Below are 25,238 nucleotides of genomic sequence, written 5' to 3' on the forward strand. Positions count from 1 at the left end.
CGGCGGAAACCCCAAGGAGGACAATCATGGACATTACCAGACGCGATGCAATCAAGGCGGCGGCGGCCGTCGGCGTGACCGGCAGCGGCATCCTGATCAACAGCCGCCCGTCGCACGCGCAGCAGGTCGATGCCGCAAAGAAGTGGGTGGACAGCGAGTTCCAGCCTTCGACCCTGTCGAAGGACGAGCAGATGTCCGAGATGGAGTGGTTCATCAAGGCCGCGAAGCCGTTCGTCGGGATGAAGGTGAACTGCGTTTCCGAGATCCTGAACATCCACGAATACGAGTCCAAGACGCTGACCAAGGCGTTCGGCGAGATCACCGGCATCCAGGTCAATCACGACCTGATGGATGAAGGCCTGCTGGTCGACAAGATCGAAGTCGAGATGCAGTCGGGCCGGCCGATCTACGATTTCTGGATGAACGATTCCGACTTCATCGGCACCCATCCTCGCTACAAGGATATCGTCGGCGGATCGCTGACCGACTTCATGGCGGCCGACGGCAAGGACGTTACCAGCCCGACCCTCGACCTGAAGGACTTCATCGGCCTGTCGTTCGGGACCTTCACCGACGGCAAGCTGTATCAGCTCCCCGACCAGCAGTTCGCCAACCTCTATTGGTTCCGGCATGACTGGTTCAACCGCGCGGACCTGAAGGCGCAGTTCAAGCAGAAGTTCGGCTACGAGCTGGGCGTTCCGGTGAACTGGTCCGCCTACGAGGACATTGCCGAGTTCTTCACCAACGACGTCAAGAACATCGACGGCGTCCGCGTCTATGGCCACATGGATTACGGCAAGAAGGACCCGTCGCTCGGCTGGCGCTTCACCGATGCCTGGCTGTCGATGGCCGGAGGCGGTGATCGCGGCCTGCCGAACGGCCGTCCGGTCGACGAGTGGGGCATCCGCATGGAGGATGGCCGTCCGCGTGGTTCCTCGATCAGCCGCGGTGGCGATGCCAACGGTCCGGCAGCCGTCTACGCCCTGACCAAGTTCGTGGAGTGGCTCAAGAAGTACGCTCCGCCGGAAGCAGCCGGAATGGACTTCCTGGAAGCCGGGCCTGTCCCGGGCCAGGGCCACATCGCGCAGCAGATCTTCTGGTACACGACCTTCTCGGAATCCATGACCAAGCCGGGTTCGCAGGTGATGAACGCGGACGGTACGCCGAAATGGCGCATGGCGCCGAGCCCGCACGGTGCGTACTGGAAGGAAGGGCAGAAGCTCGGCTACCAGGATACCGGTTGCTGGACGATGCTGAAATATGCCGATCCGCAGCGCGTCAAGGCAGGCTGGCTCTACGCCCAGTTCTGCACCTCGAAGTCGGTCACTCTCAAGAAGGCGGTGCTGACCCAGCATCTGATCCGCGAGAGCGACGTGCAGAGCCAGGCGATGACGGATCTTGCGCCGAAGCTCGGCGGACTGGTCGAGTTCTATCGCTCGCCGGCCCGCAAGAACTGGACGCCGACCGGCGTGAACGTTCCCGACTACGGCAAGATGGCGCAGGTCTGGTGGCAGAACGTGTCCAACGCGATCGCCGGCTCGGTCACGCCGCAGCAGGCGATGGACGGGCTCGCGCGCGACCAGGACGCAATCATGGCGCGCATCGAGCGGTCCGGCGTGCAGGGCGATCTCGGTCCGAAGATGAACCCGATCATGACGCCGGAATATTGGTACAAGAAGTCGGCGGCCGACGGAAACCTGGCACCGCAGCGCAAGCTCGCAAACGAGAAGCCGCAAGGGCAGACCATCGCCTATGAGGAACTGCTCAAGAGCTGGGCTCCGGGGCAGCCTGCTCCGGACGCGAACAAGGGCTAGAGCCGTCACGCTAACGGGTCCCGGGTGCATCGCGCATCCGGGACCCTTTTTTTCGGTGGCCTGTCATGACCGCATCACACCCTGCCCACGCGCATGTCCTGGTCATCGACCAGGGCACCACGTCGACCCGCGCCATCGTGTTCGACCACCACATGCATCCGGTGGCGCAGGCGCAGGAAGAGTTTCCACAGATCTACGCGCAGCCCGGCTGGGTCGAGCATAATCCGGAAACGCTCTGGGCCACGGTACTCGGAACCGCGCGGGCCGCACTGCAGAAGGCCGGACTTGCCGCCTCCGACATCGCCGCCCTCGGCATCGCAAACCAGCGCGAAACCACGCTGATCTGGGAGCGCTCGTCCGGGCGCCCGATCCATAACGCCATCGTCTGGCAGGACCGCCGCACCGCCTCGATCTGCGACCGGCTCGAGCGCGACGGCCATGCCGAGCTGATCGCCGAGCGCACCGGCCTGCGCATCGATCCTTATTTTTCCGGCACCAAGATAAGCTGGATGCTGGACCAGGTTCCGGGCGCACGAGCACGGGCCGAGCGCGGCGAGCTGGCGTTCGGGACGGTCGATAGTTTCCTGATCTGGCGACTGACCGGCGGCCGGGTGCATGCGATCGACGCGACCAACGCGTCCCGCACCCTGCTCTGCGACATACGCAGCGGGACGTGGGATCCGGACTTGGTCAGGCTGCTGGATATCCCGGTATCCCTGCTGCCGGAAATCCGTGACAGTGCCGGCAGCTTCGGCGAAACGCTGCCGGAACTGCTCGGCGGGGCCATCGCCATTCGCGGCGTGGCCGGCGACCAGCAGGCAGCCCTGATCGGCCAATGCTGTTTCAGCCCGGGCACCATCAAGGCGACCTACGGCACCGGCGGCTTCATCCTGCTGAACACCGGAACCGAGCTGAAACGGTCCAAGCACCGACTGCTGTCGACGATCGCGTGGCAGCGCAACGGCGTGCGCCATTACGCGCTCGAGGGATCGATCTTCTCGGCGGGTGCTGCGGTGCAGTGGCTGCGTGACGGGCTCGGACTGGTGGAAAGTTCCGCCGAGACCGGCCGGCTGGCCGAGGCCGCGGACCCGGCGCAGACCCTCTATCTGGTGCCGGCCTTCACCGGTCTCGGTGCGCCGCACTGGGACAGTCGCGCCCAGGCGCTCATCACCGGCATTACGCGAGGCACCACCAAGAAGGAACTGGCGCGCGCCACGCTGGAAAGCGTCGGCTTCCAGACGCGCGACCTGCTCGCCGCGATGCTGGCCGACGACGACGAGCCGGATCGCACGCGCAGTGTTTTCCGCGTCGATGGCGGCATGTCCGCGAGCAACTGGACCATGCAGTTCCTGGCCGACACGCTCGACATGCCGATCGATCGGCCGGCGTTCCGGGAGACCACCGCGATGGGGGCCGGCTACCTGGCCGGGCTGGACGCTGGCGTGTATCCGGAGCCGGAGATCTTCGAGCGCCAGTGGAAGCTGGATCGACGCTTCATGCCGAACGCGGTGCCGGAAGATCGCGATCGTCGCTATCGTGGATGGCAGCGCGCGGTAAAGCTGGCTCTGACCCCGCAGGACGAGTAGCGCCCGCCGACAGGAGGCAGGAACCGCAATGCGTGTCCGGTTTCGATGCGACCCGAACCTGCTTGCAAGCCTGAGCCCGCCGGTTCCGGCTCGCGACGCCCTGCCGGACTGGCTGCGGTCCATGCCCGGCATGGCCGCATCCGACATGCATGACGGCGCGCCGATCCGCACGGTGAAGCAATGCCCGCCTTTCGTGGACGCGATGATGCAGGGGTTCGTGATGACCCTGCCATGCGACGTGCAGGTGCGGGACGGGGTGCTGTCCTGGAACTGGGATGTCCCGGCGCTGGCAACCGGCACCCATCCACGCGCGCCGATGTCGTTCCATGCCGCTGCCCAGGTGGAAGGAACCCCGTTCGTGCGGGGAGAGCAGCTGGTGGTGAAGTTCAACTCGTTCTGGACCATACGGCTGGACCCCGGCTGGTCGCTGCTGGTCAGTCATCCAGTCAACCGGGACGATTTGCCGTTCCGGCTGCTGAGCGGCCTGGTCGATGCGGACCGCTTCCACGAGGTCGGCATCCTGTTTCCGGCGATCTGGCTCGCTCCCGGCTTCGAGGGCGTGCTGCCCCGCGGCATGCCGGTCGCGCAATGCATCCCGGTCCGACGCGACGCGCTGACGCTGGATATCGGTGCCTTCGATGCCGACGAGCAGGCGCGCTACGAGGCCACCGCGCGCATCCTGACCGAGGAAACCGGTCATTATCGCCGGGTGACCCGCGCATAGGCGGCCGGCGACGGCAGGCCGTCCATGATCGTGGTGCGGTTGCAGTATGTAACGAGACCGGTTGTTCGCATGCTGCAATGGTTTGACACACCCGGACCGATTGGCGTGTCCGGCAGACCTGCGCGAAAAGGGCCATCCGATGAAGTCTCGCTATAGGCTTCCTGCAGCCTCGATCCTGGTAGCCGCCCTCTGCTCCGGTTGCGGTCCGATGATGAGCGTCTCCAGCCCGACCCTCATGAGCGGTGCCGAGCTGTCCCAGGGACGGCGTGGCGACACCAGGGACTTCCACATGAACGATCGGATCGTGCAGCTCGTCGATTTCACATGGACCGACCCGACGCAGGATGCCGGGACCCATGAGTGCGAGTGGAAATGGTACCGCGACGGAAAGCTGGTATCGGACACGCCCGAGAAGCGTATCTATTTCGCCAGGACCCCGTTCACACTTCGCACCATGCGGCCGGCAGCGCCCCTCGGGATCGGCCACTACTCCGTCGATACGATCGTGGACGGCACCGTCGTCGCGGTCAGCGCCTTCACCATCACCGGGTGAGCGAAGCGACCGAGCGCTGACGGCCCCGTTCGGCACGTGCCTGCAGGTCCTCCCGCAGCCGGCGGGGATCGAGGAACATCAGTCCCGTGCGGCCCGACACCAGCGACTGCGCGATCCGACCGAAGCTCGCCGGACGCAGCGCCAGCGCCTGAGCATAGGCGTCGAGCGCCTCCTCGATCAGGCCGCACTCGCCGAGCGCCACGCCGAGGTTGAGGGCGGCCTCGTGGAAGTCCGCGCGGGCACCGAGCGCCGATCGATAGGAGGCCGCCGCGGCGTCGTGCCGGCCGTGATCCTGATGCAGCAGCGCCAGGCTGTACCAGCCCTCCGCGAATGCCGGATCGAGCGTGGTCGCCTGCTCGAACGCGGCGAGAGCCGCCGCGTGCTGGCCGGACGCGAGCAGAGCGCGACCCAGCAGGTGCTGCGCCCGCGATGCCTGGTTCGCCGCCGCCTGGCCCGACAGGCCGCGCAGGCCCCGCCTGATGGCGATCAGGCTGGCATCGGTCCGGCCCCGTTCCAGCAACGCGTCGCCGATCGCCAGCCAGCCGCTTGCAAACCCGTCATGCCGTTCGAGCTGCGGCAGCAGAGTGCCCGCTTCGGCGTCGCCGGCGCGGAGCAGCAGGGCGGCAAGCGTGAACAGCGCGCGCGGCTCGTCCGGCCGCGCCGCCAGCGCCGCGCGCGCCGTCGCGATCGGATCGTTGCCGTCGGATGCAGGCTCTGATCGCAGTGGGGCGGCACCGGGGCGGGGCGGTCTGCGGATGGCCGGTCTCCCTGGCGCGATGACTGCGATCTCCGACCGACTATCGTCAGTTCGTGCGGTTCGGGCCAGAGGCGTGGGCGAGGCTGCTGGATCCGGCCACGTCGTTGGCGACCGGAAGCGTCATCGTGACCAGCAATCCGCCATCCATGCGATTGCGCAACGTGATGTCGCCGCCATGTGCGCGGACGATGGTTCGCGCCGAGGTCAGTCCAAGACCGACCCCGCCGGTCTGCCGGTTACGGGATGGATCGACCCGATAGAAGGGCTGGAACACCGCTTCCAGCAGCGGCTCCGGTATGCCCGGGCCATCGTCGCGTACGGACAGGACCGGCCCGGCCTGGGTGACATCGAGTTCCGCGGTCGCATGCGTCGCATAGGTGCAGGCGTTTTCGATGACATTGCCGATCGCCCGCTTCAGCGCGGAGGGCCGGCCGTAATAGACGACATGATCCGTGCCCTCGAAAACCACCCTCTTTCCCTGATCGGTGAGATCGTCGACGACCAGCCGGACCATCTCCGAGACGTCGAACCGCGTGGAGTGTTCCTGGATTGCGTCGTCGCGAAAGAAGGCGAGCGCCGCGTCGATCATCGCCTGCATCTCGTCGACGTCGCGGAACAGGCGCCGCTGCTGTTCGCGATCGTCGAGGAGTTCACCGCGCAGTCGCATCCGGGTCAGTGGCGTGCGCAGATCGTGCGAGATCGCTGCCAGCATGTCGGTACGGTCGGTCACGAAGCGGCGGATCTGGGTCTGCATCGCGTTGAACGCGGCAGCCGCACTGCGCAACTCGGCCGGCCCATGCTCGACCATCGGCAATGCTCTCGGATCGGCGCCGAACCGGCGTGCGGCATCCGCGAACGCGGCGATCGGGCGGACCAGGGTCTGTGCCGCGAGTAAGGCGATCGCAAAGGTCGCGAGCAGGACGAAACCGATGATCAGGGCATTATGACGCCAGTGGCCGATCCCCCAGTCGCGCTTCGGAACGCTGAACACGATCCAGGTGCCGTCGTCGAGCGCGATCAGCATGCCGTAGGCCGCAGTCCTGAACGTCCGGTCGTTGCGGATCGCCTCGGGTTGTTTCGAAGTCTCGAAGGCCAGGACAAGACGGTTCGGGTCGTGCAACAGGCCGCGCATGACGTCGCGCAGCACCTTCGATCGTGGCTGTTTCGGAAGCTCCGGCGCGGTCGGCAGCCATGTGACCCGGACCCGGTCGGTTCCGGCGATCGTGGCAAGCTGCGGCCGGATCGAGACCGGCGCTGCCGAGATCAGCCGCGTCACGGTCGCCGCCTGCTCGAGCAGGCCCGAGTTGATCAGGTCGGGGTTCGCATACACGCCGGCGATGTCGATGAAGGCGACGTCGAGGCCGGCCGAGGCCGACATTGCGAGCATCACCGTCAGTGTCAGTCGCCAAAACACCGTGTCGCGTGGAAGCAGGCGTCTCATCCCGGCCGAACATCGGGCGTGAAGATGTAGCCGCCGCTGCGGACCGTGCGGATGATTGTCGGCACCTTGGCATTCGGCTCGAGCTTGCGCCGCAACCGGCTGACCTGCGTGTCGATGCTGCGGTCGAACACGTCATGCGCGGCGCCGTGGGCCAGGTCGAGAAGCTGTTCCCGGCTCATCACCTGTTGCGGGCGTTCGGCGAATGCCAGCAGCAGGTCGAACTCGCGCCCAGACAACGGCACCAGGATCTTCTGCTCCGACCGCAACTCGCGTCGCGCGACATCGAGCCGCCAGGTATCGAACAGCAGCAGCGGCCTGGTGGGCGTGGCGGCGGATACCCGGCCGGGCTCGCTGCGCCGAAGCACCGCCTTGACCCGTGCCAGCAGCTCGCGCGGATCGAACGGCTTGCTGATGTAGTCGTCGGCGCCAAGCTCCAGCCCGACAACACGGTCCATCGGTGTCGTAGCGGCAGTCAGCATGATGACAGGCAGCGTCGAGTTCGCGCGCAGCCGCCGGCACAGCGACAAACCATCCTCGCCCGGCATCATCAGATCCAGGATGACCAGATCGACCGTTGCATCTTCGAGCACCTTGAACATCTCGATCCCGTTGCGGGCAACGCTGACATCATGGCCGTACGACGTGAAGAAGCGAGCAAGCAGGGACAGAATATCTTCGTCGTCATCGACAATGAAAAGATGCGGCATGATCGTCATTACCAAATAATAGGACGCTCGATTGTCGGCATGATGTCAGCCCGGGTGAGTTTCGTGTCAAGTTCGACACAGTTTGCCGCGCCGGGGACAAGTCCGACATCAAGCATACATGAACCAAGCATAGTGTCGCCGCGGTCACATCCAGGCCTGTCTCAGGCCCTATAGGAAACAGAACTGCCATGCGACAGCTCCTGTCCGCCGCGATCCGTGTCGTGCCGTTTCTCCTGCCTCCGCTCATGCTGTCCGCCTGCGCTCACGACAGCGCGGATCTTGCCGCCAACGACCCGGCCGCTCCGACGAACCGCACGGTGTTCGGCGGCAACATGTTTGTCGATCGTCATGTCGTTAAGCCGGTCGCGCGCTTCTATGTGTCCGACATCCCGAACGGTGCGCGGCACGGTGTGCATCATTTCGTCTCCAATCTCGAGGAACCTAAGGTCTTCATCAATGACGTGTTGCAGGGAAATATGAGCAGGAGCTGGAATACCCTCCAGCGCTTCACGATAAATACCACGATCGGTGGCCTCGGCCTGTTCGATGTCGCACAGGGATGGGGGCTGCCGAAACATAATGCCGATTTCGGCCAGACGCTTGGTGTCTGGGGAGTGGGCACCGGCCCGGACGTTCAGTTGCCGCTGCTGGGATTCAGCAACCTGCGGGATGTTGCAGGAGACGGGATCGGCATCATCGCAAACCCATTCACCCTGGTCACCGGCCCGGTCGTCGCCATCATAAGCGGCACGGACAAGGGCCTGGCCGTGGTCGATGGTCGTGCCGACCTGCTCCCGGTCACGGACAACGTGGATAAGACCTCCCTCGATCGCTATGCGACGTACCGTTCGATGCTGGATCAGCACCGCGCGGCGTTCATCCAGGAGGGGCGCGAGGGCAGGGTGCGTCCGGTCAAGGCGGACGTCGCGGTCGTGGACAGCCCGCCGGTGCATTCATGAACGCGTGTCTCCGCATACCGGATTTCGACTGGGAAGACCGCGAGATCCTGCCGGACCTCTGGTACCTGGCCTGCGCGGCCGCCGCCATCAAACCGGGGCAGATCGTGCCGGTCGACATGCCGGACCGGCCCGTCCTGCTCGGACGCCTCAACAGCGGCGAGCTGTTCGCCTATCGCGATGCCTGTCCCGGTTGCGGAGTTCCGCTGCGATACGCGACGTTCGAGAACGACCGACTGAGCTGCTGCCTGCAGGGATGGCGTTTCGACGCGTTGGATGGAGCCTGCATGCATGGTCCGTCCGGTGCCGACGAACTCTCGACGAGTGCAGCATATTTCCGGCTGGACGCAATTCCGGTCGTCGAACGCTACGGCCAGTTATGGATCCTGTCGCAAGCTGCAAGACAGGCGAGCCGCACCGCTCCCTTCTTTCCGGGGTTGCCGATTTCGGCGACCGAGCATCCGCAGGTCAGCGTGGTGCTTCGTCTGCCGCACGATTTCGGGCCGGTGTCCCGTGTTGTCGATGCCGTGCATCCGACCTTCGCGCGTGCGTCCAGTTGGTGGACCCAGGACCGGACCGGACTATTCGCACCGAAGCGAAAGGAGTTCGAGGCAACCGCACTGGGTTTTCGGGTGCGGTGCCATGGCCTGAAACCACGCGCGCTGCCGTACCGGTTGTTCGGGCCGGACATCAGCATCGATATCGAGGTCAGACTGCCGGGGATCCGGATCGAGCACATCTCGGGCAGCCGCGGCAGCGCCTGTATCCTGATGGCGGCGACGCCGGCTGCGGGAGGGTTCACCGACCTGCATTGCAGTCTCTACTGGACGGTTCCGTGGCTGGCGCCGGCCAGGCCGATCCTGCGCCACATGCTGCGGACGTTCCTCGGACACGAACACGATCTCCGGGCAAGGCCGAAACCCGGGAAACAGGCGACTGTCCCGACCAGCGTCTCGGACCGCGCATTCGTCGAGCGGAACCCGGAGACGCCGTGGTTTCACCGGATCCGGCAGGAGTTCATCGACAGCAGCCGCCAGGGACGCCCGTTCCTCAATCCGGTCGCGGCGCAGGGACCGAGCGTCTGAACGCCGGTTCAGAGCGAAGGCAATCCGTCCCCGGGATCATCATGACCCCGATCATGCTTGCCCAATGACCAGCATGGCGCCAGATTGGCTCGGGCACTAAGCTCGAATTAATCAAAAAACGAAAAACGGCGGGGACGCTTCATGAACATCAACGGTCGAGTGGGCCTGGCTGCGCTGTTCGGCGCGGGCATGCTGGCAATGGCGGTGCCTGCCTCGGCGGCAGATGCCTATTCCTGGCCCGACAACATTCCACCGGCCGCCAAGGCGCTCATGCAGCCGCCACCGTTGTCGCCGTTTGGCCAGAAGGTGCCGGGCTATCCGCAAGGCGCGCCCGCCTCCTCACCGGACGTGCTGACCTTCACACCGGAGCAGATCGCCAAGCTCAAGGCCGGCCACTACACGGCAGGCATCGTCATGCAGACCATGGATGCAGGCTGGCCGATGCTGCAGGTGCGCGGCATCACGCAGACGCTGGCGTCGTTCGGGATCACCGTCGTTGCAACGACCAATGCGAAGTTCCAGCCCGGCAAGCAGATCAGCGACCTCGAGGAGGTCATCGCCCGCAAGCCCGACGTGATTTTCTCCGTGCCGCTCGATCCGCTGGGAGAATCCGCTGCCTACAAGAAGGCTGCTGCCGCCGGCATAAAGCTGGTCTTCATGGATAACGTCGCCGTCGATATGACACCGGGCAAGGATTACGTGTCGGTGACCGCGTCCGACAACCAGAGCAACGCGATGTTCGCGACGCGCGAACTGGCTGCCCGCATCGGCAACAAGGGCGAGATCGGTTTCATCACCCTGGTCTACGACTACTATTATTCGGTCGCCGCCCGGAAAGTCGGCATGCTGAAGGCGCTTGAATCGCTGCCCGACGTCAAGCTGGTCCAGACCAGCACCTTCGCCACGCCGGAAAAAGCCTACGGCGTCGCCACCGCGATGATGACCGCGCATCCGAACCTCAAGGGGATCTTCGTCGCCTGGGATACGCCCGCCGAGCAGGTCGTGGCAGCCGCCAAAACCCTCGGGCGCAAAATCGTCGTCACCACCAACGATCTTGCAACCGACAGCGCCTATTACGTCGCCCGCGACGAGATCTCGGCGATCGGCTCGCAGCGTCCGTACGACCAGGGCGTGGCCGAGGCGAAATCGGCCGGCTATGCGCTGCTCGGCCTGAAAGTGCCGCCGTATATCGAGGTGCCGACCCTGGCCGTCACCAAGCTGAACCTGCTCAGCGCGCTCAAGGACGTCACCAAGGAGGAGCCGCCGGCATCGCTGGTCAAGCTCTGCAGGGGCCAGTGCTTCTGAAGGGGCCCGTGCTTCTCGAAGGGTCGGGACCTGTGACCGGGGCGGCGAGCGGCGCATGGGAGGCCGGTGACCCGCCTCTCGTCAGCCTGAGGCAGATCAGCAAGAGCTTCGGTGCGAACCGCGTTCTCTACGATGTCGACTTCGAACTGTTCCCCGGCGAGGTGCATGCGCTGCTCGGCGAGAACGGTGCTGGCAAGTCGACGCTGATGAAGATCCTGATGGGCATCCATCGGGCGGATGCCGGCGAGGTGGTGCTGCAGGGGGAACCGATCGGCGGCCACTCCGTCAGCGACCATCTGTCGCGCGGGATCGCGATGATCTTCCAGGAACTCAGCCTGATCCCGAACGGCACCGTGGCCGAGAACGTGTTTCTCGGCCACGAGCCGCAGGTGGCCAGGCTCTGGGTCGACCAGCGGGCGATGCGCCGGGAGACGGAGCGCCTGATCGCGTCGCTCGGCTTCGAATTGTCGGCCGATGCGGAGATCCGCTCGCTGGCGTTCGCACAGCGACAGATGGTCGAGATCCTGAAAGCGCTGTCGCGTGGCGCGCGGGTGCTGATCATGGACGAGCCGACCTCGTCGCTTACCATGCGGGAGGAAACCGCGCTGTTCGAGCTGATCGCCGGACTGAAGCGCCGCGGCATCGGCATCATCTACATCAGCCATCGCATGGCCGAGATATTCGCCATCGCAGACCGGCTCAGCATCATCAAGGACGGCCGCATGATCGGCCCGCTGAAGCCCGGCGACACCTCGGTGGAAAAGATCGCGTCCATGATGTCCAAGGCATCGTCCGCGGCGACATTGCCGGCGAGCCCCGTCACGCCGGCCGTGCGTCCCACCTCGGCCGGCCCGGTTCTCGAAGTCCGCAGCCTGGCCACCCGAGGCAAGCTGCGCGACGTCTCGCTGGTCGTGGCGCCCGGGGAGGTCGTCGGCATCGCCGGGCTGGTCGGCAGCGGACGCTCGACGTTGCTGAAGGCCTTGTTCGGACTGCTGCCGGACTGCCGTGGCGAGATCCGGCTCGATGGCCGGGTGATCGCACCGGGACGCACCCACGCGGCGCTCGAGGCCGGCATGGCGCTGGTGCCGGAGGATCGTCGGCTCGAGGGCCTCGTGGTGAAGCACAGCCTGGCCGACAACATCGCGCTCCCGAGCCTGGATCGCCTGCGGCTCGGCCGCCTGCTGCCGATGGTGCCGGCGGCGCGCCAGGACCGCCTGTTCGAGCGCTTCCGGCAGGCCCTCAACATCGTGGCGACCGGTCCAAGCCAGCACGCGCAGCTTCTGAGCGGCGGCAACCAGCAGAAGATCGTGTTCGGCAAGTGGCTGGCGCGTGCGCCGCGGCTCCTGCTGCTCGACGAGCCGACCTCCGGCGTGGACGTCAACGCCAAGGCGGAGATGCGCGCGCTGATCCGCAGCACCGCGGCCACGGGAGTGGGCGTGGTGCTGGTCTCGTCCGAGTTCGATGAACTCGTGACCACCGCCGACAGGATCCTGATCCTGGTCGGCGGCTCCATCGTCGCCACGGCACCGGACCAGGCCGACGAACCGACACTGCGTGCCTTCCTTCAGACCGAAGTGACGGCCGCGAAGACAAGGGTTCCCGCATGACGGATATCGCACTGCCCGGCACCCGGCCGCCGCTAGGCCGGACGATCGGCAGGTTCCTGGCGGATCACGTCACCTTCGTGATCTTCGGTTTCGTCACCCTGTTCTTCATCGTGATGGCGCCGAATTTCGCGTCCGCGGCGACCGCCGGTGCTATCCTGCGCATTACCGCGATCGTGTCGGTGATCGCGGTCGGCATGACCTTCGTAATCGTATCGGGCGAGATCGACCTGTCGGTCGGTTCGGTCGCCAGCTTCTCGGGCATGATCGTGGCCATGCTGGTGCAGGCGAACTGGCCGTCCTGGGCGGCGGCCTTGCTGGTCCTGCTGATGGGCGCCGTCATCGGTGCGATCAACGGATTGCTGGTCACCCGGCTGCGCATCCCGTCCTTCCTGGTCACGCTCGGCATGCTGAGCGTGTTCTCCGGCGGGGCGATGACGCTGACCGACACCATGCCGGTGCCGATCGTCGACGACGCATTCGGCACGACGTTCTGGAACGGCCAGGTCGCGGGCCTGCCGATGCCGATCTGGTGGACGGTCATCACCGTTCTTGTCGGCGGGTTCCTGCTGCATTTCTCTCTGTTCGGCCGCCGCATCTTCGCCTGCGGCGGCAATGCCGTGGCGGCGCAGTTCACCGGCATCAATGTGGGCCGGATCAAGATCATCGGCTTCATGCTCTGCAGCATGTCCGCTGCCTTGGCGGGAATGATGCTGGCGGCACGCAGCGGTGCCGGCAATCCGAACATGGGGGTCGGGCTCGAACTCGATGTGATCGCCGCCGTCATCATCGGCGGCACCAGCCTGTTCGGCGGCTACGGCACCATCCTGGGTTCGGTGGTCGGCGCGATCTTCATCGGCATCATCGGCTTCGGCCTGCTGGTCATGGGGTTTTCCACCACCATCCAGGAGATCATCAAGGGCGCGATCATTATCCTAGCGGTCTCGGTCAACCGCCGCTGACTCGCATCCCGGGATCATAGCGTTTCGCCCAGGAACCCCGCACTTGCCACTGCGGCTGCGGGAGTGCACCTCTCCGGAACCGCCGATTTCTCGAATTTGATCAGGATCCACCCATGCGTTGCCCGTTCTGCGGCCACGAGGACACGCAGGTCAAAGACAGCCGGCCGAACGAGGACGGCGCCGCAATCAGGCGCCGCCGCTTCTGCGCCGGCTGCGGCCAGCGCTTCACGACGATCGAGCGGGTGCAGCTCAGGGAGCTGATGATCGCCAAGTCGGACGGGCGGCGGGTGCCGTTCGAGCGGGAGAAGCTGGCCCGCTCGATCCGCATCGCCATGCGCAAGCGTCCGGTCGATGAGGAGCGGATCGAGCGGATCGTCAACGGCCTGGTGCGTCAGCTCGAGGCCTCCGGCGAAACCGAGATCCCGAGCGCGCAGCTCGGCGAGCTGGTCATGGACACTCTGCGCGAGGTGGATACCGTCGCCTATGTGCGCTTTGCCAGCGTCTATCGCGACTTTCGCGAAGCCCGCGATTTCGAGACCATCCTGGGCTCGCTGACCAATGTCGCCCTGCGTGAGGCCGGCACCGATGCCGTTCGCGAGCTCGGAGCGGCCAGCCGCGAGTTCGGCGAGGCTGGACCTGACCGGCCAAAGGGACGATGAAGCGCGTCATGACCGCCATGACACGCCGATCGGACCGCCGCAGGGACATAACCTGATGGCGGAGGGCCAGACACGCCGCAAGCAGGCGCCACGCAGCAGGCCGCGCACTGCCGCGCGGGTCGGCGCCGTGCAGGCGCTGTTCCAGAGCGAGCAGGGCGGCGAGAGCGCGGAAAGCGTGATCGACCAGTTCGTGCGCCACCGCCTCGGCGAGCTGCCGGGTACCGGCGGCTACGAGGAAGGTCGCGTGCCCGATGCGGATGTGGCGCTGTTCGGCCGGATCGTGCGCACCGCGGTGACCGAGCAGGATCGGCTCGACCTGATGCTGGTCGAGGCGCTGCCCGAGGAATGGCCGCTGGCACGGCTCGATCCGGTGCTGCGGGCGCTGCTGCGCGCGGCCGGTGGCGAGCTCACGATGGCGGACGGCCCGCCCGGCCGGGTGGTGATCAACGAATATCTCGACGTGGCGCACGGGTTCTTCTCCGGCGACGAGCCGCGCATGGTGAACGGGTTGCTGAACGCGCTGGGCCGCCGGCTCCGGCCGCAGGATTTCGACGTCGATGCGCCGGCACCCGCCCCGGAACAGGAACCCGAACCGGACGTCTCCGAACAGACAGGTCCGTGACCGAGCCGGCTGCCGAGTTCGCTTTCATCGCGCGGCATTTCAGGCCGCTGGCCGGGCCGGGCGGGCTGGCGTTGTCGGACGACGCGGCGGTCTTTCTGCCCCCAGCCGGGCGCGAACTGGTGATGTGCGCCGACGCCATGGTGTCGGGCGTTCATTTTCTTGCCGCGGATCCGCCGGACACCGTGGCGCGCAAGCTGCTGCGGGTGAACCTGTCCGATCTCGCGGCAATGGGCGCCGAACCGCTCGGCTACCTGATGACCGTGTCGGTGCCACCCGACCTGCCTCCCAACTGGTTCGAGGGTTTCGGCGCCGGGCTGGCGATCGACCAGGCCCAGTACGGTCTCTCGCTCTTCGGCGGCGACACCACCTCGACCACCGGGCCGCTGGTCCTTTCTCTCACGATCGTCGGCCATGTCGCACCCGGCGCCGCGCTGCGTCGCAACGGTGCGCAGGCCGGCGACGGTATCTGGGTGACCGGAACCATCGGCGACGGCACCCTCGGCCTGGCCTGCCTGACCGGGGAACTCGATGACGACACCGGGCAGTTGGCCGACCGCTACCGGCTGCCGCAGCCGCGCATGGGGATGAAGCTGGCCGGCGTGGCGCATGCGGCGATCGACGTGTCCGACGGGCTGGTGCAGGACCTCGGGCATCTCTGTCGCGAGAGCGGCGTGGCTGCCCGGATCGAGGCGGCCCTGGTGCCGGCGTCGGAGGCGGCGCGTCAGGCCGGTCCGGCCTGGCTCGAGCGCCGGCTGAGCGGCGGCGACGATTACGAACTTCTGCTGGCGGTGCCGCCAGGGGCAGAGGCGACATTGCTCGCCGAGGCAGGGGCCGCTTGTATCCGGGTGACCCGGATCGGCATGTTCGAAGCCGGCCTGGACGCGGTCCACGTGATCGCCCCGGACGGCACTGCGCTCATCTTCGAGCGTCCCGGCTGGAGCCATTTTCCCGGATAGACCCAATTGGCGGCATGGTACCTGCTCGACCGGGATGTGCCATCGACGAGAAGAGAGCCAGAGCCAGATGCATGTGACCGCGCTGCCCGCCACCCTGCCGTCGCCAGCGGTGCCGGGTCATGCGCTCGACGCCGAGGCGTGCTGCATCGGGCAAATGCTGGTCGGAGCTCTCACGTTCGGCAGTGCAGCGGTAATTGGAGCGCGTCGATCCGCGCACGAAATGTTCCACGCGCGGTCGGGCGAGAGCATCGTGAATCGCGGCTTGCGCAATTGTAGCCTTCACCTCGGATCGGCGATAATGGTCGAACCGGGTTCGGAGCATGGGTTGGAAACTACCGGCATGACCAAGCTCCGCACATACGATCCGCCGACCTCATCCGTGCGGGACAGTCGGCCATGATGATCGACAACGAGGACCGGCTGGTGCCCGGCGGCCCGGCGTGAGTAGTTCCGAGCCGGCCGACCAGGCCATCCTGGCCGCACAGGCGGCGCGCTTCCTCGGTCTTTCCCTGGATCCCGCGCATCTCGACGGGATCGCCGCCAGTCTCGAACTGCTCGAAAGCCACGCGGCCCGGGTGATGGCGATGGTGCTGCCGCACGATATCGAGCCGGCACCGGTGTTCGTCGCGTGATCGACGCAACGGTTCTCGCCGATGGTGTGCGCACCGGTCGATGGTCGGCGGTCGAGCTGGTGAGGCAGGCACTCGACCGGATTGGCCGGCACGACCCGCTGCTGAACTGCTTCACCCATGTCCGGTCGACCGATTCCCTTGACGAAGCCGCCGCGTCCGATGCGGCGCGCGCCAGGGGCGAGGTGCAGGGCCCGCTGGCCGGGGTGCCGTTCGCGGTCAAGAACCTGTTCGACGTGGCGGGCCACACCACGATCGCCGGCTCGCGGGTGCTGGCCGGCCATCCTCCGGCGGAGCGGGATGCGACCATCGTGGCCCGGCTACGGCAGGCGGGCGCGATCCTGCTCGGCCAGCTGAACATGGACGAGTTCGCCTACGGCTTCTCCACCGAGAACAGTCACTACGGCACCACCGCCAATCCGCACGACCCGGACTGCATTGCCGGCGGTTCTTCGGGGGGATCGGCGGCTGCGGTGGCAGCCGGGCTGGTCGCGCTTAGCCTCGGGTCCGACACCAACGGGTCGATCCGGGTGCCGGCATCGCTGTGTGGGGTGTTCGGCCTGAAGCCGACCTACGGACGGTTGTCGCGCGCCGGTGCGTTCCCCTTCGTTGCCAGCCTGGACCATGTCGGTCCGTTCGCCCGGAGCGTGCGGGATCTCGCCCTGGCCTACGAGCTGATGCAGGGCGCCGACGATCGCGATCCGGTCATGGCCAGGCGAGGGCATGACCCGGCGCTGGCCGGACTCGGCGCCGGAACGGGCTTGCCGCCGGGCTTTCGTGTCGGGGTGCTGCAGGGCTGGTTCCGGCGAGGCGCTTCGGATCAGGCGCTGGCGGCGGTCGATCACGTCGCGCAAGCCCTGGCCCGGGCAGGCGCCATCGTCGAACCGGCTGTGCTCGAGGATGCCGAGACGGCACGCTCGGCGGCGTTCGTCATGACCGGCGCGGAGGGCGGTGCGCTTCACCTGCCCTGGCTGGCGACCGACGCGGGATCGTATGATCCGGCGGTGCGCGACCGGCTGATCGCCGGGGCGATGATCCCGGCCTCGGTGGTGATCCAGGCGCAGCGGGTGCGCAGCCATTTCCGTGCGCAGGTGGCACGCTTGTTCGAAACGACGGACCTTCTGCTCGCCCCGGCGACACCGTTCCCGGCGGTCCGGCGTGGACATGCGACGATCATGCTGGACGGGAAGCCGGTGTCCGCCCGTGCCAACATGGGCCTCTACACCCAGCCGATCAGCTTCGTCGGCCTGCCGGTGGTGAACGTGCCGATCCAGCACGAGCAGGACCGGTTGCCGATCGGCGTGCAGGTGATCACCCGGCCCTGGGCCGAAAGCCTCGGCCTGCGCGTGGCGGCGATCCTGGAGCGGGACGACATCACCCGGGTACGCGAGCTTGCCTATGACTGATCACGCATGAACGGCAAGGCCGGCGAGCTCGCGATCGACGATCCGGCGACGCTGGCGGAGGTGACCTCGCATGTGGCGCGCTACGAGGCGGCGTTGATGGCGAACGATTTCGCCGTGCTGGACGAGCTGTTCCGGCACTCGCCGCTGACCCGCCGCTTCGGGGCGACCGAGCAGCTATACGGGTTCGAGGCGATCGCCGCCTATCGCCGGGACCGCCCGGGTGGCGCGCCGCCTCGTCGTATCCTGCGACAATCGATCACCACCTACGGCACCGATTTCGCCACCGCTGACATCGAGTTCCAGCCGATCGGCACCGACCGGCTCGGACGGCAGACCCAGAGCTGGGTTCGCACCGGGAAGGGCTGGCGGGTCGTCTCCGCGCATGTCTCCTTCATGTCGGTCCCAGATTAGTCAGGCCCGGGATGTCCGCTTCCGGATCGGCTACGTCCCACCGCCAGGCGATTCCCACCGACCGTGTCCAGCGCGAGCGCTCGGCTGCCCGAACTTCCGATGCTGCCATCATCGCTCTTGGCCGCTACGCCGCGGTCTGGCACTGATGCCGCAGTTCTGACGGCTTCGGGGTTCGCGATGCGACTGGTTCGGCTTGTTTAGCTTTATCTGCCCCTGCTCGGGGTGCCTCTGCTGCTGTCCGCTTGTGGCGGGCATTCGAACTCGGCACCGACCTTGTCGGTTTCCTGTAACGGCAGCCTGGTCCTGGCCGGCGCCAGCTCGATCGACGTGACCTACCTCGCCGGCAAGAGCACAATGCTCAGCTTCCCGGACCCGGCCAACCCGGGCCATGTCGGATCGTTGCCGGTGTCCGACGGTCAGCCCTGCACGATCACCCCGTCGGTGAACAAGGCCGACAAGCCGGGCGCGTCCTGATCGTCCAGCCGGTCGCCTGGATGCATCACGGCTACGGCTACCAGCCGGGGTTCGGGCATCACAATTTCGGCGGCGGCGGCGGCTGGCTGACCCACATGATCATCTCGTCGGTGGTGCACGGGCTGATCTACGGGGCTATATTTCGCCTGCTGCGCCATCTCAGCCTGACCGAGATCGTGCTGCTGGTCGTGCTGGTGATCGGCGGGATCTACCTGTGGAACCAGAACCGGTACAACCGGCGTTGGTGACCGCGTCCGGCTCCATCAACCCATCATTCAAGAAGGTCGACTGCCTATGCCCCTGTTCGTGATCGAAGTCGAAGGCGAACCGATCGTCGTCTTTCCGGAAGACGATCTTTCGCTGGCCAAGGAAGAGGCGTCCACCGGCAACGTCACTGAAGCGCTTCAGGAATTCCAGCGCGATGGAAAGCCGGTCTGGAGCGGAGATAGCCCGCTCAATGTCCGCGAAGCCAATCCGGACGAGACGGCCCTCTATAATGCCGGGCTCGCCGAAGCACTCGAGGAAGGCGACATCACCGAGGACGAGACCGATGAGTTCGCCGTGTTCCTGATCGAAACCGACGACATGGAATAAACCCTGCCGCTACGGGGATCATGCCTCATGGCATGACCTCGGGGCGGAGGCGCACAAGTTTCGAAGGTTTGGGATCGAGGTCTTGGAGGTCCGGGCGGGAATCGAACCCACATACGCGGATTTGCAGTCCGCTACATCACCACTCTGCCACCGGACCGGAGGATGCCGTGGCTGTATCCCGCGGCGGAACCGGTTGGTCAAGCGGGCGTACGGCTTTGCGCCGGAGCAGGGCGGGCCCTATGGTTTGCGGACCGGTAGAAGCCGTGCGCACGGAGTATCATGAGCCAGTCCACCTTGCCGATCGCCCCCGGTCGCGCGGCCCCGACATCCGACATCGACGGCATGCCGGACATGGAATTCGCCAGGCATCGGATGGTCGATACCCAGATCCGCCCGGTGAAAGTCAGCGATCCGCGGATCCTCAAGATCATGCGGACCCTGCCACGCGAGCGGTTCGTTCCCGCCGACCGCGCACCTGTCGCCTATACCGACCAGAACATCTCGCTCGGCGACGGCCGCGTGCTGACCGAGCCGCGGGTGATCGCGCGCATGGTCCAGTCGCTGGTGCCGCGGCGCGGCGAGCGGGCCCTGGTGGTGGGTGCCGGCACCGGCTACGCGGCGTGCCTGCTCGAGGCGCTCGGCATCGATGTCGTCGCGCTGGAGCAGAACCAGGCTCTAGCTGTCCTGGGACACGCCCTGGTCGCCGAGTTGGCCCCGGCCGTCCGGTATCAGGTCGGACCACTGTCCGACGGGTATGCCGAGCTTGGCCCCTACGATCTCATCCTGATCGACGGCGCCGTGCGCGCGATTCCGGACGGCCTGGCGGCGCAGTTGGCGCCGGGTGGCCGCATGTGCGGCGTGCTCGCCCTCGAGGGTCATGTCGCCACCGCATTCCTGGCCGAGGCGTCGCCGGTCGTGGGTGTCGCGACGCTCAAGGCGAGGCCGCAATTCGACGCCGCGACTCCGTTGCTGCCGGAGCTGGCACCGGCGCCGGCGTTCAGCTTCTAAGCGCTTTCTCGAGGTCGGGGTCCGTTCTGCCTGTGACCCGGTAGGCACGAGCCGGCGCTCTTAACTCGGCGTAAAGGCACAAGCACTAGAAGCGTCGTCAGGTTCTGTGGCAGAGGATGGGCACCGGAAATCCGATAGATGCCGGAGATTTGACGGAGATGGTTGCTATGTCGATCAGGCGAGGGGTAGGCGCGGGTTTGGCCGCCCTGTTGTGCAGTACGGCAGCACTGGCTCAGAAATACGATGGCAGCGGTTCGCCGACCTTCATCGCACATGATCTGCAGGAAGCGCTGGCGTCGGCCTATCTGACCAACCCGACATTGCAGGCCGAGCGAGCCGCATTGCGGGCGGTGGATGAAAACGTCCCGACCGCGGTTGCCGGATGGCGCCCGACGGTCTCGGTGACCACGAGCGGCACCGTCTATAACGGCACCTCGTCGACCACGTTCGCCGGCAACAACGGTACTGGCGCGGGAACGACGACGCAGAGACTTAGTGGCACGCTGGGCTACACGACCGGCGTCTCGATCAACCAGCCCCTCTACCAGGGTGGACGGACGACCGGGCAGACGCACCAGGCAGTCAACAGGGTCATGGCGGAGCGCGCCAACCTGATCGCCACCGAGGAGCAGGTGTTCGGCAACGTGGTCAACGCCTATGTCGGCGTGATCGAGGATCAGCAGCTTCTGCAGCTGCAGATCAACAACGAGAAGGTGCTCGAGGAGCAGCTCCGCGCCACCAACGACCGGTTCCGCGTCGGCGAGATCACCCGGACCGACGTCGCACAAGCCGAAGCCGCCCTGGCCAGCGCCCGCGCGGCCCGGCAGCAGGCGGAAGGCACCTTGCAGACGGCGCAGGCGACCTACACCCAGCAGGTCGGCAACGCGCCGCCGCCCAACCTGATCCCGCCGCAGCCGCTGATGTTGCCGGTCAAGGACCAGGAACATGCGGTCGCCGAGGCGGTCTCCAACAACCCGAACGTCATCAACGCCCTCTTCACCCAGTCCTCGCAGCAGGATGCGGTGGACGTGGCGATGGCCGTGCTGATGCCGAAGCTCAACCTGCAGGGCCAGTATACCTACAGCAAGGACCAGGCCGCGGTTCAGTCGAAGACGGACGTCGAGGAAGGGCTCATCACCCTGACGGTGCCGCTCTACCAGGGTGGTGCCGAGTATTCGGCGGTCCGGCAGGCCAAGCAGACCCAGCAGCAGGGCCGGCGGCAGGTCGATATCCAGCGTCGGAGCGCTGCCCAGCTGGCGATCTCGAACTGGCAGAACCTGATCTCCTACCGCGCGTCGATCGACAGCAACCGCGCTGCGATCCAGTCCAACATCGTCGCCCTCGACGGTGTCGAGCGGCAGGCGATCGTCGGCACGAGCACCACGCTGGAAGTGCTGCAGCAGCAGCAGACGCTGCTCTCGGCGCAGGTGGCGCTGGTGCAGAGCCTCAGCAACATGGTGCTGACCTCGTATGGCGTCGCCTCCGCGATCGGCCGCCTGACCGCACGCGACCTCAGGCTGAACGTGCCGCTGTATGACGAGACTGCGTACTACAACGCGGTCAAGGATCGGCTGTGGGGCCTGAACGACTACGCCGTGTCGCAACCCGGACGCTGATGGTTGGCTGAAGCAGCCACCTTTCCCGCGGACGATTCGGACGGCTCGATGGAGACGATCCTGGCCTCGATCCGGCGGATCATCCGCGAGGACGATGTCGGGCCGACCGCCGGCCAGCCGGCATCCGGACCTCCGGCTACCGTGCCGGCCGCCGGGGAGGATGAGCTGCTGGTGCTGCTGCCATCGATGATGGTGCAGCCGGATAGGGATGCACAGGCTGCCATGCCGATCGAAACCGTTGTTTCCGTGCCGCCCGGCATGAGCGCCGCAGCCCTGGCGACGGCGATGTTCGACGATCCGGTCCACGCTCCGGCGACTCCGGAAGCCCCTCGCCTGCTGGCCCCCGAGACACGTGCGGCGGCGGTGCAGTCGCTGGCTGCTTTGCAGGAGGCGGTCAGGGTCGAGCCGCAGTCGCCGGCCGGCCCGAACCTGCTGCGATCGGGTGGACCCACGCTCGAGGACCTGGTGCGTGACGAGCTGCGTGGCCAGCTGAAGCTCTGGCTCGACGCCAACCTGCCCGCGCTGGTGGAACGTGTCGTCCGTCAGGAGATCGAGCAACTGGTGCGACGTCCCACCTAGCCGAGCCCGCCCATGCCGCAGGCGCGTTCGCCAAATGCGCCGAGGTGCCTTCACTCGCTGCGCGCGTTTCTCTAGCTTCGCCGCATGTTGGACAAGAGTTTCAAGCCTGAAGAGGCCGAGGCCCGCCTGTATGCACTATGGGAGGCCGGTGACGCGTTCGCCGCCCGCCCGGACAGCGAGCAGGCTCCCTATACGATCATGATCCCGCCGCCGAACGTCACCGGGACCCTGCATATGGGTCACGCACTGACGATGACGCTGCAGGACATCCTGGTGCGCTGGCGCCGGATGCAGGGCCGCGACGCGCTGTGGCAGCCGGGTACCGATCATGCCGGGATCGCCACGCAGCTGGTGGTCGAGAAGCAGCTCGACGCCGAGGGGGTGCGGCGCACCGAGCTGGGCCGCGACGCGTTCGTCGAGCGTGTCTGGAGCTGGAAGGAACAATCCGGCGGCAGCATCACCCAGCAGCTTCGCCGCCTCGGATCGTCGCTGGACTGGAAGCGCGAACGCTTCACCATGGATGCCGGCCTCTCCGACGCGGTGCGCGAGACCTTCGTCACGCTGTATCGCGAGGGCCTGATCATGCGGGCCAAGCGCCTGGTGAATTGGGACCCGTCGTTCCGCTCGGCCATCTCCGACCTCGAAGTCGAGAGCCGGGAGATCCGCGGCAGCCTCTGGTACATCCGCTATCCGGTCGAGGGCATCGACGGTCGCTCGGTGACCGTGGCGACCACCCGGCCGGAAACCATGCTCGGCGACTCCGCGGTCGCGGTGCATCCCGATGATGCCCGCTACACCGACCTGGTCGGCCGCTTCGTCATCCTGCCGCTGACCGGCCGCCGTGTTCCGATCGTTGCCGACACCTACTCCGATCCGGAAAAGGGCACCGGTGCCGTCAAGATCACCCCGGCGCACGACTTCAACGATTTCGCGGTCGGCGAGCGGCATCGCTTGCCGACGCCCTCGATCCTCGATGCCAACGCCCGCATCCTGCTGGACGAGATCGCCGACGAGCTGCAGTCGGTCGATGGCCTCGCCGACCCGGCCTTCGTGCTGGCGCTCGCCGGCCAGTCGCGCGAGGCCGCCCGCAAGGCGATCGTGGCCGAGCTGGACCGGCTCGAGCTGCTCGAAAAGATCGAGCCGCACGTCAACCAGGTACCGCATGCCGAGCGCAGCGGCGCCGTCGTAGAGCCGCGCCTGACCACGCAGTGGTATTGCGACGCCGCCAAGCTGGCCGGCCCCGCGATCGAGGCGGTCGAGAGCGGACGCGTCGAGTTCGTGCCGAAGCAGTGGGAGAACACCTTCTTCGCCTGGATGCGCGAGATCCAGCCCTGGTGCATCAGCCGGCAGCTCTGGTGGGGTCACCAGATCCCGGCCTGGTACGGGCCGGACGGCCACGTGTTCGTGGCGCATGACGAAATCCAGGCCGCCGATGCGGCGCTGCTGCATTACGGCAGCAACACTCTCCTGACCCGCGACGAGGACGTGCTCGACACCTGGTTCTCGTCCGCGCTCTGGCCGTTCTCCACGCTCGGCTGGCCGCACAAGACGCCGGCGACGGTGGCCGACCTCGCCCGGTACTATCCCGGCGACGTACTGGTCACCGGCTTCGACATCATCTTCTTCTGGGTGGCCCGGATGATGATGATGGGGCTGCACTTCATGGGCGAGGTGCCGTTCCGGCAGGTGTTCATCCATGGGCTGGTGCGCGACGAGCGCGGCCAGAAGATGTCGAAGAGCAAGGGCAACGGCATCGACCCGCTCGACCTGATCGACAGCTACGGCACCGACGCGCTGCGCTTCACCGTGTGCGCACTGACCGGCCAGGGCCGCGACGTGAAGCTCGGCGTGAAGCGGGTCGACGAATATCGTTCGTTCGTCACCAAGCTCTGGAACGCCGCGCGTTTCTGCGAGATGAACGACGTGAAGCCGGTGGCCGGGTTCGATCCGGAAACCGCCAAGGGCAAGCTCGCACGCTGGATCCTCGACGACGCCGCCATTGCCGTCGCCGATGCGACCGCAGCACTCGAAGCCTACCGGTTCGACGAGTATGCAGCCGTTTCCTACAAGTTCACCTGGTATCGTTTCTGCGACTGGTTTCTCGAGTTCGCCAAGCCGGTGTTCAACAGCGGTGATAGCGAGGAAGCGGTCGAGCTTCGCGCAGCCACGGCACATGTGCTGAGCACGATCCTGCGCCTGCTGAACCCGGTGATGCCGTTCGTCACCGAGACGCTATGGGCGGAGTTCGGCTACGGGCCGGAAGGCAGCCTGATCCGGACCGCGTGGCCGGTCCCGACGCGGCTCTCGGACGCGCAGGCGACTGCGCGCGAGCTGGACTGGGTGATCCGCTTCATCGGCGAGATTCGCGCGGTGCGGGCCGAGATGAGCGTGCCACCCGCCAAGGTCACGGAACTGCTGTTGCGTGACGCCAGCGAAACGACCCTGGCGCGTGCCGCGACCTGGTCCGAGGCGATCGGTCGCATGGCGCGCGTGTCCAGCGTCTCGGCACTGGTCGGCGAGATGCCGCACGGCGCCGCGCAGGCGGTCGTGGACGAGACCACGCTGATCCTGCCGCTTGCCGGCATCATCGATCTCGATGCCGAGCGTGCACGCCTGCAGAAGGATCGCGCACGTGCCGTCGACGAGGCCGGCAAGGTCGAGCGCAAGCTGGCGAACGCCGATTTCGTCGCCCGCGCGAAACCGGAAGTGGTGGAAGAGAATCGTGAACGACTCAACGCATTCCAGCAGGAAACGGAACGGCTCGATGCGGCGCTTCGTCGGCTCGGATAG

At 66.5% G+C, this 25,238-nt stretch carries 26 protein-coding genes and 1 tRNA gene; 23 read left to right on the plus strand and 4 right to left on the minus strand.

All coding sequences use genetic code 11. The annotated features are described in order from the left end of the window. The first annotated feature begins 26 nt into the window (after positions 1–26). From HN018_RS07405 to HN018_RS07420, 4 genes are all read left to right on the plus strand, one after another. Positions 27–1,814, plus strand: a complete 1,788-nt coding sequence (locus tag HN018_RS07405; protein WP_171834882.1) for an ABC transporter substrate-binding protein — start codon at positions 27–29, stop codon at positions 1,812–1,814. A 65-nt stretch (positions 1,815–1,879) separates the two neighbouring features. After that, on the plus strand, positions 1,880–3,400 hold the full coding sequence (glpK, locus tag HN018_RS07410; protein WP_171834883.1) for a glycerol kinase GlpK: 1,521 nt from the start codon (positions 1,880–1,882) through the stop codon (positions 3,398–3,400). Positions 3,401–3,428: 28 nt separating this feature from the next. Then, positions 3,429–4,124 (plus strand): hypothetical protein, encoded by a 696-nt coding sequence (locus HN018_RS07415; protein WP_171834884.1) that lies wholly within the window; start codon positions 3,429–3,431, stop codon positions 4,122–4,124. A gap of 139 nt (positions 4,125–4,263) precedes the next feature. Beyond that, positions 4,264–4,677, plus strand: coding sequence for a hypothetical protein (locus HN018_RS07420; protein WP_171834885.1), 414 nt, complete (start codon positions 4,264–4,266; stop codon positions 4,675–4,677). On the opposite strand, the gene HN018_RS07425 is transcribed toward HN018_RS07420, so the two are convergent. Beyond that, the gene (locus tag HN018_RS07425) at positions 4,667–5,197 is read right to left on the minus strand and encodes a tetratricopeptide repeat protein (RefSeq protein WP_171834886.1); all 531 of its coding nucleotides are present in this window, start codon (positions 5,195–5,197) and stop codon (positions 4,667–4,669) included. The genes HN018_RS07420 and HN018_RS07425 overlap by 11 nt on opposite strands. Before the next feature lie 39 nt (positions 5,198–5,236). Here HN018_RS07425 and HN018_RS07430 point away from each other — a divergent pair, with 39 nt between their 5' ends. Beyond that, complete coding sequence (locus HN018_RS07430; protein ID WP_171834887.1) at positions 5,237–5,395, plus strand: hypothetical protein; 159 nt, start codon at positions 5,237–5,239, stop codon at positions 5,393–5,395. An 85-nt stretch (positions 5,396–5,480) separates the two neighbouring features. Here HN018_RS07430 and HN018_RS07435 read toward each other — a convergent pair whose 3' ends face one another. Together HN018_RS07435 and HN018_RS07440 are read right to left on the minus strand one after the other, a co-directional pair. Continuing rightward, positions 5,481–6,875, minus strand: coding sequence for a sensor histidine kinase (locus HN018_RS07435; protein ID WP_171834888.1), 1,395 nt, complete (start codon positions 6,873–6,875; stop codon positions 5,481–5,483). Then, on the minus strand, positions 6,872–7,582 hold the full coding sequence (locus tag HN018_RS07440; RefSeq protein WP_171834889.1) for a response regulator: 711 nt from the start codon (positions 7,580–7,582) through the stop codon (positions 6,872–6,874). The genes HN018_RS07435 and HN018_RS07440 overlap by 4 nt, the downstream gene beginning before the upstream one ends. 188 nt (positions 7,583–7,770) lie before the next feature. Here HN018_RS07440 and HN018_RS07445 point away from each other — a divergent pair, with 188 nt between their 5' ends. The 14 genes from HN018_RS07445 (at position 7,771) to HN018_RS07510 (ending at position 19,245) form a co-directional block, all read left to right on the plus strand. Beyond that, positions 7,771–8,541, plus strand: coding sequence for an MlaA family lipoprotein (locus HN018_RS07445; protein WP_171834890.1), 771 nt, complete (start codon positions 7,771–7,773; stop codon positions 8,539–8,541). After that, positions 8,538–9,623: a Rieske (2Fe-2S) protein gene (locus HN018_RS07450; protein WP_171834891.1), complete on the plus strand. Its 1,086-nt coding sequence runs from the start codon at positions 8,538–8,540 to the stop codon at positions 9,621–9,623. The genes HN018_RS07445 and HN018_RS07450 overlap by 4 nt, the downstream gene beginning before the upstream one ends. A 141-nt stretch (positions 9,624–9,764) precedes the next feature. Beyond that, on the plus strand, positions 9,765–10,928 hold the full coding sequence (locus HN018_RS07455) for a substrate-binding domain-containing protein (protein WP_171834892.1): 1,164 nt from the start codon (positions 9,765–9,767) through the stop codon (positions 10,926–10,928). A 32-nt stretch (positions 10,929–10,960) separates the two neighbouring features. Continuing rightward, entirely contained in the window at positions 10,961–12,535 is a 1,575-nt protein-coding gene (locus HN018_RS07460; RefSeq protein WP_172443462.1) for a sugar ABC transporter ATP-binding protein, read from the plus strand. Then, on the plus strand, positions 12,532–13,494 hold the full coding sequence (locus HN018_RS07465; protein ID WP_171834894.1) for an ABC transporter permease: 963 nt from the start codon (positions 12,532–12,534) through the stop codon (positions 13,492–13,494). The genes HN018_RS07460 and HN018_RS07465 overlap by 4 nt, the downstream gene beginning before the upstream one ends. Positions 13,495–13,607: 113 nt before the next feature. Then, positions 13,608–14,153: a transcriptional regulator NrdR gene (gene nrdR, locus HN018_RS07470; RefSeq protein WP_171834895.1), complete on the plus strand. Its 546-nt coding sequence runs from the start codon at positions 13,608–13,610 to the stop codon at positions 14,151–14,153. 55 nt (positions 14,154–14,208) lie between these two features. Next, positions 14,209–14,775: a transcription antitermination factor NusB gene (gene nusB / locus HN018_RS07475; protein WP_171834896.1), complete on the plus strand. Its 567-nt coding sequence runs from the start codon at positions 14,209–14,211 to the stop codon at positions 14,773–14,775. Beyond that, positions 14,772–15,731: a thiamine-phosphate kinase gene (gene thiL, locus HN018_RS07480; RefSeq protein WP_171834897.1), complete on the plus strand. Its 960-nt coding sequence runs from the start codon at positions 14,772–14,774 to the stop codon at positions 15,729–15,731. Before nusB ends, thiL begins: the two co-directional genes overlap by 4 nt. Positions 15,732–16,171: 440 nt before the next feature. Beyond that, positions 16,172–16,363 carry a DUF4089 domain-containing protein gene (locus tag HN018_RS07485; RefSeq protein WP_171834898.1) on the plus strand — a complete coding sequence of 64 codons (192 nt, stop codon included), beginning with the start codon at positions 16,172–16,174 and terminating at the stop codon, positions 16,361–16,363. After that, complete coding sequence (locus HN018_RS07490; RefSeq protein ID WP_171834899.1) at positions 16,360–17,766, plus strand: AtzE family amidohydrolase; 1,407 nt, start codon at positions 16,360–16,362, stop codon at positions 17,764–17,766. Before HN018_RS07485 ends, HN018_RS07490 begins: the two co-directional genes overlap by 4 nt. 6 nt (positions 17,767–17,772) lie before the next feature. Further along, positions 17,773–18,177: an oxalurate catabolism protein HpxZ gene (hpxZ, locus tag HN018_RS07495; protein ID WP_171834900.1), complete on the plus strand. Its 405-nt coding sequence runs from the start codon at positions 17,773–17,775 to the stop codon at positions 18,175–18,177. Between the two features lie 273 nt (positions 18,178–18,450). Beyond that, on the plus strand, positions 18,451–18,651 hold the full coding sequence (locus HN018_RS07500; RefSeq protein WP_171834901.1) for a hypothetical protein: 201 nt from the start codon (positions 18,451–18,453) through the stop codon (positions 18,649–18,651). A gap of 20 nt (positions 18,652–18,671) precedes the next feature. Beyond that, complete coding sequence (locus HN018_RS07505; RefSeq protein ID WP_171834902.1) at positions 18,672–18,899, plus strand: hypothetical protein; 228 nt, start codon at positions 18,672–18,674, stop codon at positions 18,897–18,899. Positions 18,900–18,945: 46 nt separating this feature from the next. Continuing rightward, positions 18,946–19,245 carry a hypothetical protein gene (locus HN018_RS07510; RefSeq protein ID WP_171834903.1) on the plus strand — a complete coding sequence of 100 codons (300 nt, stop codon included), beginning with the start codon at positions 18,946–18,948 and terminating at the stop codon, positions 19,243–19,245. An 83-nt stretch (positions 19,246–19,328) separates the two neighbouring features. On the opposite strand, the gene HN018_RS07515 is transcribed toward HN018_RS07510, so the two are convergent. Next, a tRNA-Cys gene (locus HN018_RS07515) sits at positions 19,329–19,402 on the minus strand. A gap of 122 nt (positions 19,403–19,524) precedes the next feature. Here HN018_RS07515 and HN018_RS07520 point away from each other — a divergent pair. The 4 genes from HN018_RS07520 (at position 19,525) to HN018_RS07535 (ending at position 25,238) form a co-directional block, all read left to right on the plus strand. Further along, entirely contained in the window at positions 19,525–20,253 is a 729-nt protein-coding gene (locus HN018_RS07520) for a protein-L-isoaspartate O-methyltransferase family protein (RefSeq protein ID WP_171834904.1), read from the plus strand. Between the two features lie 173 nt (positions 20,254–20,426). After that, positions 20,427–21,869, plus strand: coding sequence for a TolC family outer membrane protein (locus HN018_RS07525; RefSeq protein WP_171835019.1), 1,443 nt, complete (start codon positions 20,427–20,429; stop codon positions 21,867–21,869). Between the two features lie 3 nt (positions 21,870–21,872). Further along, the gene (locus HN018_RS07530; protein WP_171834905.1) at positions 21,873–22,448 is read left to right on the plus strand and encodes a DUF2497 domain-containing protein; all 576 of its coding nucleotides are present in this window, start codon (positions 21,873–21,875) and stop codon (positions 22,446–22,448) included. Between the two features lie 84 nt (positions 22,449–22,532). Then, positions 22,533–25,238, plus strand: coding sequence for a valine--tRNA ligase (locus HN018_RS07535; RefSeq protein WP_171834906.1), 2,706 nt, complete (start codon positions 22,533–22,535; stop codon positions 25,236–25,238).

The sequence above is a fragment of the Lichenicola cladoniae genome, from assembly GCF_013201075.1.
Lineage (GTDB): Bacteria > Pseudomonadota > Alphaproteobacteria > Acetobacterales > Acetobacteraceae > Lichenicola > Lichenicola cladoniae.